At 44.2% G+C, this 9,922-nt stretch carries 1 protein-coding gene; it reads right to left on the reverse strand.

Annotated elements, in window-relative coordinates; all coding sequences use genetic code 11:
* Positions 1-23 precede the first annotated feature (23 nt).
* Positions 24-9,920, reverse strand: coding sequence for an amino acid adenylation domain-containing protein (locus ACWXW9_RS26980; protein WP_494931890.1), 9,897 nt, complete (start codon positions 9,918-9,920; stop codon positions 24-26).
* Positions 9,921-9,922 lie beyond the last annotated feature (2 nt).

Consider the following 9,922-nt stretch of genomic DNA (forward strand, 5'->3'; position numbering starts at 1 on the left):
CCCCTATTCGGTCAGGGCAAGGGCTAAAGAACCGCTGCCCAACGTCTTTCCAATTGCTTCAAGGCACTTTGTAAATGATTTCGTATCACACTTTCCTCTTCGGGAAAGGGAAGAGTCAGTGCCATAAACAGATTGGACTTGCTGTCATGCCAAACTTCGCATAAAATTCGTTTTCTACCTTCCACATTGGCATTTCCCAGATCCACCGTTTGCAGGAGTTGATGCTCACTTCTCAGCTCACCAAGGAAATTAAATACAATTGGCATTCTATCCAAAGCCTGATGCAGGTAACCTCCGGACAGAGGGTACTCGAGCTGAACATCCGGGTTATACATTAAGTTAGCAAAGCTGATGTGATGTTCAGCAGCCCATTGAACACTTTCACGAACTTGCTGTTCCAGATATATAGGATTTTGATTTGAATTAGTTAAATTCGGAATATGGTCCACAAATTCACCAATGACATCATAGTAACGCTTCTCTCCAAAGCTTCGACCATATTGCGTTACCCAAATCGGAACTTGGCTAAGCTCAAAATAAATTTTACAGAAAGTAGCAAAGATAAAGAACGCTATCTCCCAGTTACCCGTGTTGTCCAAGTGAACCGCTCTATTGGAAGACTTTAAATCCCAAATAATGGTCGTATGTCCTTCAAGTACAGGTTTTCGGTCCATAAATTCCGTTATATGACGAATTGCATGATCAAAAGCTGTCAGATCATAGGCACTGACTAGCTCCAAATCATCCACACCCTGAGGCCCTTCCATAATATGAGCCGTAAAATCAGAATAACGATTCATAGTCCCTTTAGGTGTATCCTTTCCAGCTCGTATACATTCATAGTAAGTGTTAAACTGGTGCTTAATAATTTCGCTGCTCATAAAGTCAAAGATAGAATGCGCAAAAGGTAATAGAAGCATATAATCTTTAAGATTCTTCTTCACAAGCAGTACCCGATATAAGAGTGAATCGTTCAATTCATGTGCCTTGTAGAAATATGGCCATATGACGTCATTTAAAATCTCTTGCTGTGTATCTTGATCAAAAATAGAGATATCAATCACAGGCACGGGAACCCGATCTGGTGATTTCCTTACTTGCCACTGCAATTCTCCGTTTTGTTCACACAGAGTACTTCTCATTAATTCTTGTTCTCGTATAATCTGCAGAATCGCTTCTTCCAGATATTGCAGATTAATATGCTTATCTAGCGGGATGATCGTGCCAGAAATATCACTGTTTTGGACATGATAGCGTTGAGTTGGAGATACAGGCTGTCTCTCCAATTTCTCCTGACTTAGAATCGCCTGGGAAAAGGCATCCAAATCACGATCTATCCTTTCTGTCCACATGCTCCGAATGTCTGCAAGATTGGCCTTCTCAAGATTTAAGGTTTCCTCTCCATACCAAGTGATATAATGAGGCTGGACCGATTCAGCGCAATTCGCATCTAGTAACTCCAGCACCTCTTTTTCGTGAGAAATTGCCCCCTCTTCCAAATGCAGAACAATGTAGGCTTCTCCACTTATTTGCTCTTGTCGCAACATTCCCTTAACACCCAGCTGATCGTTTAGCAGCGCTATGATTTGATCAAATTGTTGTGCAAGTGCCAAGTGGCTGCCCTTTAATTGCTCTAAATGTTGTGCCAGATCTCTAACCGTTGGATATTGATAAATACTGCTCAATCGCACTTCGTTACCGACCATCATCCCCTGTAATCTGGATATCAGCTGAATGGCCGTTAAAGAATGCCCTCCCAGTTCAAAGAAATTGTCATCAATACCCACATTTTCTATACCTAATACACTCATCCAGGTCTCAACCAATTCTTTTTCCAGCTCACTGCTCGGCTCCACGTATTTCGGCCCTGTCCCAAGCTCCAACTCTATCTCGAGTAAAATACGCCGATTGGCCTTACCGCTCGAAGTCAGAGGCATCTGGTCCAAGAATACAAAGTATGCCGGAATCATATACTCTGGAAGAGAGACAGATAGATTTTGTCGCAGAATCGCTGTAGTCACTTGAGGGTCAGTGACTAGATATGCACATAAATTAGGTGTCCCGGTTCGGTCATTTCGAGCAAGCACCACTGCCGCCTGAACGCCTTCATGGGCCAATAGTGCCGCTTCAATCTCACCCAGCTCGATCCGGTAACCCCGGATTTTCACCTGATGGTCGATCCGGCCCATATATTCAATGTTTCCATCCGGTAGCCATCTTGCCAGATCTCCCGTCCGGTACATTCGTCCTCCCGGCGCATATGGGTCCTCTACGAACTTCTCTGCCGTCAGTTCTTCCCGATTCACATACCCTCGAGCTACGCAGTCCCCTCCAATATGCAGTTCGCCCGGTATCCCTATCGGCTGCAATCGATCTTTATGGTCCAAAATGTACAATTTCACGTTATCAATTGGCTTCCCGATCGGAATGCTCTCCGATTCATGCTCGGCAGGACAGTCGTAATACGCCACCTCCACCGTCGCTTCCGTTGGTCCATACAGGTTGTGCAGCGTGGCTCCTCCGGCTCCCAGCAAACGGTTAAACCGTCGGACGTGCTCCGTCATCAGTGCTTCCCCGCTGGCAAATACTCGCCGTACACTGTGCATTTTCCCCGCGGCTCCGCTGTGCTCGATATACTCCAGGAACGCTCCCAGCATCGACGGCACAAAATGCACCGCCGTCACCCCGTTGGCCTCAACCGTTTCGGCAATCGTTGCCGGATCTTTCTCTCCTCCTGGCTCCAAAAAGCATACCGTCGCCCCCTGAATGGCCCACGAGAACAGCTCCCACAACGATACATCAAAGGTATACGGTGTCTTTTGCAGGATCACATCCTCCGCTCCAAACGGGATCCGTTTTTGCATCCAGTGCAGACGGTTGATCAGCGATGCGTGCTCAATCATGACCCCCTTCGGCTTGCCTGTGGAACCCGAGGTATAAATCACGTACACCAAATCGGTGGAGCGGTTAACGGGTTCCGGGTTCTTCTCGCATTCTTCTTCTGTCGACTCCACCCCCGGCATCAGCAGATCCTCGATAGCGACCAGCTCGCGATCTGTTCCGTGCGGACGAAGGCGGTCGACCTGGTCCCGCTGGGTCAGTAGGATGGATGCTCCACTATCCTCCAGCATGAATGCCAGCCGTTCTTCCGGGTCCTCCGGATGCAGCGGCAGGTAGGCCCCGCCTGCTTTCAAAATCCCCAGCAGGCCGATGATCATCTTCAGCGATCGGTGAACCGCGATTCCAACCATCTGGTCAGGTCCAATTCCTTTCTCACGTAGGGCGTGAGCCACCCGATTCGCTTGTGCATTCAGCTCCTGGTACGTCAATTGCTGTCCTTCGTAAAGCGCTGCCGGATGTTCCGGCGTTCGTTCCACCTGCTCCTCGAACAACTGATGAATCGTCTTCTCCCTTGGATATATCGCTGTCGTATCGTTAAATTTTCCCAAAATGGCTTCTTTTTCTATCAAAGGGGTTACCTCAATGGCAGATACAGCAATCTCAGGATTATCCGCAATCTGTCTGACCACACCATCGAGATGATTTTTTATACGTTCGACGAATTCTTCGCTTAATGTATCAGCGTTGTACAGGAATTTAATATTCAATTCTTCTTTCAGAGAAACAATAAGATTGAAATCATAATTAGTCTGCTCATAGAAGGCCATATCTCGAACATGAATTCTCAAATTGCGTTCCTGAAGCTCCTGATTTCCCCCAAACTCGGGATAATTTTCAAATACAATAATATGATCTAATAGGCTTTGCTTTAATACAGAAACGGATTGAATATCAGCCAACGATGTGTACTCATATTTAACAGATTCAATAGCACTTTGCTGAGCCCGCTTTGCCATGCGAATGAAGCTCTCATCTTCCTCGTAACAAATACGTACGGGAATGGTATTGATAAAAATACCTACCATACTCTCTATATTCGGGATTTCTGGTGGTCGTCCTGAAACCACTGCTCCAAATACTACATCGCTCGTATTGTTATATTTTTGAAGCAATGTACCCCATATCGATTGGAACAAAGTATTAACCGTAATCCGGTTTCGTGATGCAATCTCTGTTAATCGTCGAGTCAATGCATGGTCGAACGAAAATTCCAGCTGATTCGTCCGATAATTAGCTGCTTTCCCCAGCAATTTGAGCGTCTTCGGCACTACGGAGCATTGCGTATACCCATCTAAAACCTGTTTCCAGTATTGGATTGCCTCCTGTACATCTTGTTTTTCCAACCAACGAATATAGGTTGAATATGCAGGGGCCATTTCTGACTTAGGCAATTTACCATTTTCCAATTCCAGATACATACTTATAAAATCGTTATAGACAATTCCTACACACCATCCATCCATGATCATATGATGGAAGGTCCACATCATAAGGAAATTGTCAGAAGCAGTTTTAAATACGTTTATACGGATTAGTGCTTCATTGGATATATCAAATCCACGTAGAAGATCTTGTTTTTTGTAATCCTCAATATAAACTGTTAATTCGTGATCATTCATCCCGGTAAGATCATAAAACCGAAACTCAGCATGTTGATCATTACGCACCACTTGCCGAGGTGTACGAATACCGGTGTACACGAAATTGGTACGCAGCACTTCATACTTTGCCAATAACTCTTGAAAGCTCCGTTCTAGAAGTTCCTGCTGTAACTCACCTTCAATTTCAACCGCGACTTGTTCTACATAAGCTGTAGTTTCGGGTTCCATCATATAATGGAACAGCATCCCCTGTTGCATGGAGGTAAGCGGGTAAATATGATTAATCTGTCCAGCCCCACCAAATTGTTCGAGAATATGGTCTAACTCATGAATAGAAAGAGCATTATCTTGATAATCAGACGGTGTAAGAATCTTTTCCGAAACGCTTGTGCAGTGATTAATTAATGCTTTTAAATGTTCAATATACATAAGGGCCAATTGTTCAACAGTATCGTCTTCATACTCGCCACGAGTATATCCGAATTCAAGTAACAGCTGATCCTGAGAAACGATACTGTTAATGTCTAGTGTAAAATGGCTTTCTGCACCTTCACCAACAGAACGACCCGGAGACAGCCGTGACGATTCAAAGCTTCCCTCTTGAGTTCCATCCATAAATTGCCCCAGATAATTAAAACTGATTTGCGGTTGTATGCTGAAATTCAACCCCTGAATATTTTCAACGCTAGTCAAGTATTTTAAAATTCCGTATCCAATGCCCCGATTAGGAATGTTTCGAATCATTTCCTTGGTTCGTCGAATAACGGATGAAATATCTTCACCATCCCTCATATCCAGTACAACAGGAAACATAGAAGTAAACCAACCTATGGTTCGGGTAATATCAATCTCTTCCATGATCTCTTCCCTGCCGTGGCCTTCAAGATTAATAGCGAAAACTTCACTACCCTTCCATTGTTTAATTGTCAATCCGAGTGCCGATAACAACAGGTCGTTAATTTCTGTATTGTAAGCCTGATGAGCCGTGCCAAGTAGTAATTGTGTGTCTTGCTTGTCCAATCGGACAGATACACTTGTTCTTCCTGTTTTCGCTACTCCCTCATCTGCTACCGTTCTCTGTTGCAGTGGAGACTCACATTGCAGACTATCGATCTGCTGCCAATATGCCTTCTCCTTCAACAGTGCTCGACTGTTCGAATATTCTGCAAGGCGGTCGGACCAATATTGGAAAGAGTCCGTTTTATCTGGTAAAACGATAGCCTCACCTTGTAAAGCTTGGCTATATGCGGTCTCCAAATCCTCAAGTAAAATTCGCCAGGATACACCATCAATAACTAAATGGTGAATAGCGATCAGCAAATGCTGGCCTTGATCTGTTTGGAACAAACCAACCCGCAGAACCTCCCCTGTGCTTATATCCATGGTAGCCTGCAGCAGGCTAGCCTTTTGCTCAATCTTGCACTCTACCTCGTTAATGCCCTGTAAATCGTAAATATTCAAATGAAGGGGCTTCAACCGCATTTCCGTATGGTACTGACGAACAACGTTCTGACCAATCTCGTACGTCATCCGTAGCGCATCGTGGTGAAGTATGATTGCCTCCAATGCAGTTTTCAGGGCTTTTTCATTAAACTCTTCACGAGTGAACAGCATGACAGCCTGATTAAAATGGTTCCGTTCATCCTGTTTATGATCAAAGAACCATCTTTGAATTGGAGTTAGCTGTACTTGTCCTTGCATCGCCTTCTGGTCAATTACTCGATTTCGACGTTGGACAAACGGAGCCACCTGCTGTACAGTGGGATGCTGAAATATGTCCTTCATATCCAGCTTTAATCCCTCTTGGCTTAGCCGTGCGATGACCTGAATGGCCTTGATAGAGTCTCCTCCAAGATCAAAGAAACTGTGACCGATCCCTATCCCCTCTTGGCCCAACACACTTTCCCAAATTTTTATCAGCTTCTCTTCCGTAGAGCTCGTCGGTGGTTCATACAACGTATTCATGTCTAAGTTAATATGAGGTTCTGGCAATCTTTTCTGATCCACTTTGCCATTAGCGTTCAGCGGCAGACTATCTAGGAGTATAAAGCTGGATGGCACCATATAGTCCGGTAAATACTTCGCCAAGTAACGACGAATACCGGAAGTATTCAACTCTCCAACAGTCACGATATATGCGCAAATACGGTATTGACCGGACTGATCGGGCTTAGCTACAACTATTGCCTCTTTAATACGCTCGTGAGATAGTAACTTGTTTTCAATTTCCCCCAACTCTATACGAAATCCCCTGATTTTAACTAAATGATCTTGCCGGCCTACAAATTCAATATTTCCATTTGGCAGCCATTTTGCAATGTCACCGGTTTTGTACATTTTCTCGCCTGGAATGAATGGATTATCAACAAACTTTTCCTCTGTAAAATCAGGACGATTCAAATAACCTTTGGATAGTGCATCCCCTGCTACACAAAGCTCTCCCGGTATACCAATAGGCTGCAGTTTTAATTTTTCATCCAGAATATACACAGCAGTACCTGTAACCGGTGTTCCAATTGGAATTGTACCTATTTCTTCATGAATCTGATCAATACGATAACAGGTGGCAAACACAGTACTTTCGGTAGGACCATACATGTGCAGCATTTTATTGGGTCCGATATGTTCATACAACTTACTCACATGGGGAAGCGAAACCCTCTCTCCTCCGAACAGTACTTTGCGAATTGTAGTAAAACATTCAATATTCGTATCAATCAACGTGTTGAACAAGGCAGTAGTAATGAAAAAGACCGAGACATGCTCACGCCGGATTAAGGATGACAGTTTTTCCAGGTTCAGCATATTCTCTTTGCGTACGAGAACCAACTTTGAACCATTGACCAAAGCACCGAATATATCGAAGACCGATCCATCGAAAGCATAGTTAGATAACTGCAAAACAATGTCCTTTTCGGTTAAATCAATATAATTTGGGTTTTCAACTAATCTTCCCACATTATAATGCATGGTCAGATTTCCTTTTGGTTTACCTGTTGATCCGGAAGTGTATAGCACATATGCCAAATCATCCGCTTCATTCACATAAGGTAAATTACTAGAATCTGTTTCCTTAACGATAGTATCGAGCTGGTCCAAATCTAGGATTTCCCCTGAAAACCAAGCTGCTTCTGCATCTGTCATGAAAGTTGATTCAGCCAGAACACGATTGGAAGCCAGTAATAAGGTTACCTTAGAATCGTATAGCATCAGACTAATTCGCTCTGCAGGATAATCTGGTGCCAGAGGAACATAGGCACCCCCAGTCTTTAAAATCCCTAGGATTCCGGCTATCATTTCGAAAGATCGATCTACCATAATGCCTACAAGCGTATTGGCCTGTACTCCTTTTTCTCTAAGCACTCTGGCAAGCTGATTCGCTTTATGGTTTAACTCGCTGTATGTCCATTGTTGATCCTCAAACGTTACCGCAATACGCCCTGGTGTCTTCGCTACCTGCTCTTCAAAGAGCTGATGCAGCAATTTTCGGTTCTTTTTTTCGTTATAAGCGGGTACCGCATTAAATTTCCGTAACAGAATCTCTTCTTCGGATGTAGTAACCATGTTTACGTCACTAATCCGGATATCCGCATAGTCCACAATAGTCTGCAAAATCTGCAAATAATGCCTTGACATTCTCTCAATACTTTCTTTGTGAAACAGTTTATTACAATAATCGATTCGAAAAGAGAGCTCCTCTTGATTCGCTTCCGCTGTTAATGTCAAATCTACTTTGGCTATGCCAACTTCAACAGAATACGGCGATATGGATATCCCGTCAGCTTGCAGGCTTACCGAATCAGTATTTTCTAAAGAGAACATGGTATCAAACAGAGGATTTCGGCTTAAATCCCTACATAGTTCAAGCTTATCTACAAGATCTTCTATTGGATAATCCTGATGTTCGAACGCTTCCAGGCTGCTTCTTTGCACCTCCAGAAGAAATTGCTTGAGTGTTTTGTCAGCAGCTGGACGGTTACGCAACACTAGTGTGTTAACAAACATCCCCATAATATTTTCTAAATCCGTATGATTACGACCAGCTATTGGAGACCCTACCACGATATCTTCCTGTCCTGAATATTTATGCAGCAATACGTTGTAAGCCGATAGCAGCACCATAAATAAAGTTGTCCGATTATCTGCAACAAATTGTTGCAGACTTTCACTGAGTGTCTTGTCAGCTTGAAAAGAATATCGATCACCTTCAAAGCTTTGAACTTGGGGTCTCATGAAGTCAGTTGGTAGATTCAGTACAGGTAGCTCATCCGAGAACAAGTCTAGCCAGTACTGTTCCTGCTTAATCAAGTGCCCGTCTTTGATCCACTCACTGTTCCAAACGGCGTAGTCTTTATATTGAAGATGCAATTGTGGCAGCGAGCTCCCATGATACAACTTTGTGAAATCGTTAGCCAAAATGCTCATGGAAACACCATCTGCAACAATATGGTGCATATCTACCATTAAAATATGTCTATTGTCCGAAATACGCACCAACTCCGCCCGAAACAAAGGAGCCTGACCTAAGTTAAACGGTCTTACGAACGTCTTGAATATCGCCTGAATCTGTTTGGCCTGTGCTTCTATTCCGTCTTCAACATCAGCCTGCCGGAAACTCAATTGAAATGGAACCTCACTATGGATTTTTTGCACTGGCTCCTGTGTGCTCCACTCAAATGATGTCCGCAATGCCTCATGCCTACACACTAGATCCCTGAACACTTGCTCCAGTCGCTTGATGTCCAGATCTCCTTCCATGAGTAAAGCGAAGGGCATATTGTACGCCGTTTCCGCTCCTTCGAACTGATGTAAAATCATTTGTCTCTTTTGAACGGATGTCACTGGGTAAGAATCACGGAGCTCAACAGGGGCAATATCCACCATCGTCCCGGCCGCAACCTCTGGTCCGCAGATCAAAACACTCATTTCTTCGATTGTCGGATGTGCAAAAATATCACGGAGCGGAATTTCAACTTGTAGCAGCTTATTGATTCGAGACATGAGTCGGGTCGCCGTTAGTGAATGTCCGCCCAGTTCAAAAAAGTTGTCGCGTATACCGATGGAGGATACGTCCAGCATCTTCTCCCAAATCTCCGCCAGTCTTCTTTCCGTTTCGTTTCTTGGTGCAACATATCTGGTGGTTCGAATCCTATTATCCGGTTCGGGTAGCGCTTTCCGGTTAACCTTACCACTGGACAGGTGCGGCATAGCATCTAGCAGAACGAAATGACTCGGCACCATGTAATCCGGTAATAATGCCTTCAAGTGAGTCCTTAATATAGATGTGTTCAAACTCTCTCCGCTTTCGAAATATGCGCATAAATATTTGCCGCCATCCCGGTCATCAAGGGCAAGTACAGTCGCTGCTCGGACGCCTTCGTATGCGAGCAAGGCCGCTTCAATCTCACCCAGCTCGATTC

It is taken from the genome of Paenibacillus sp. LT-B23, from assembly GCF_059417685.1.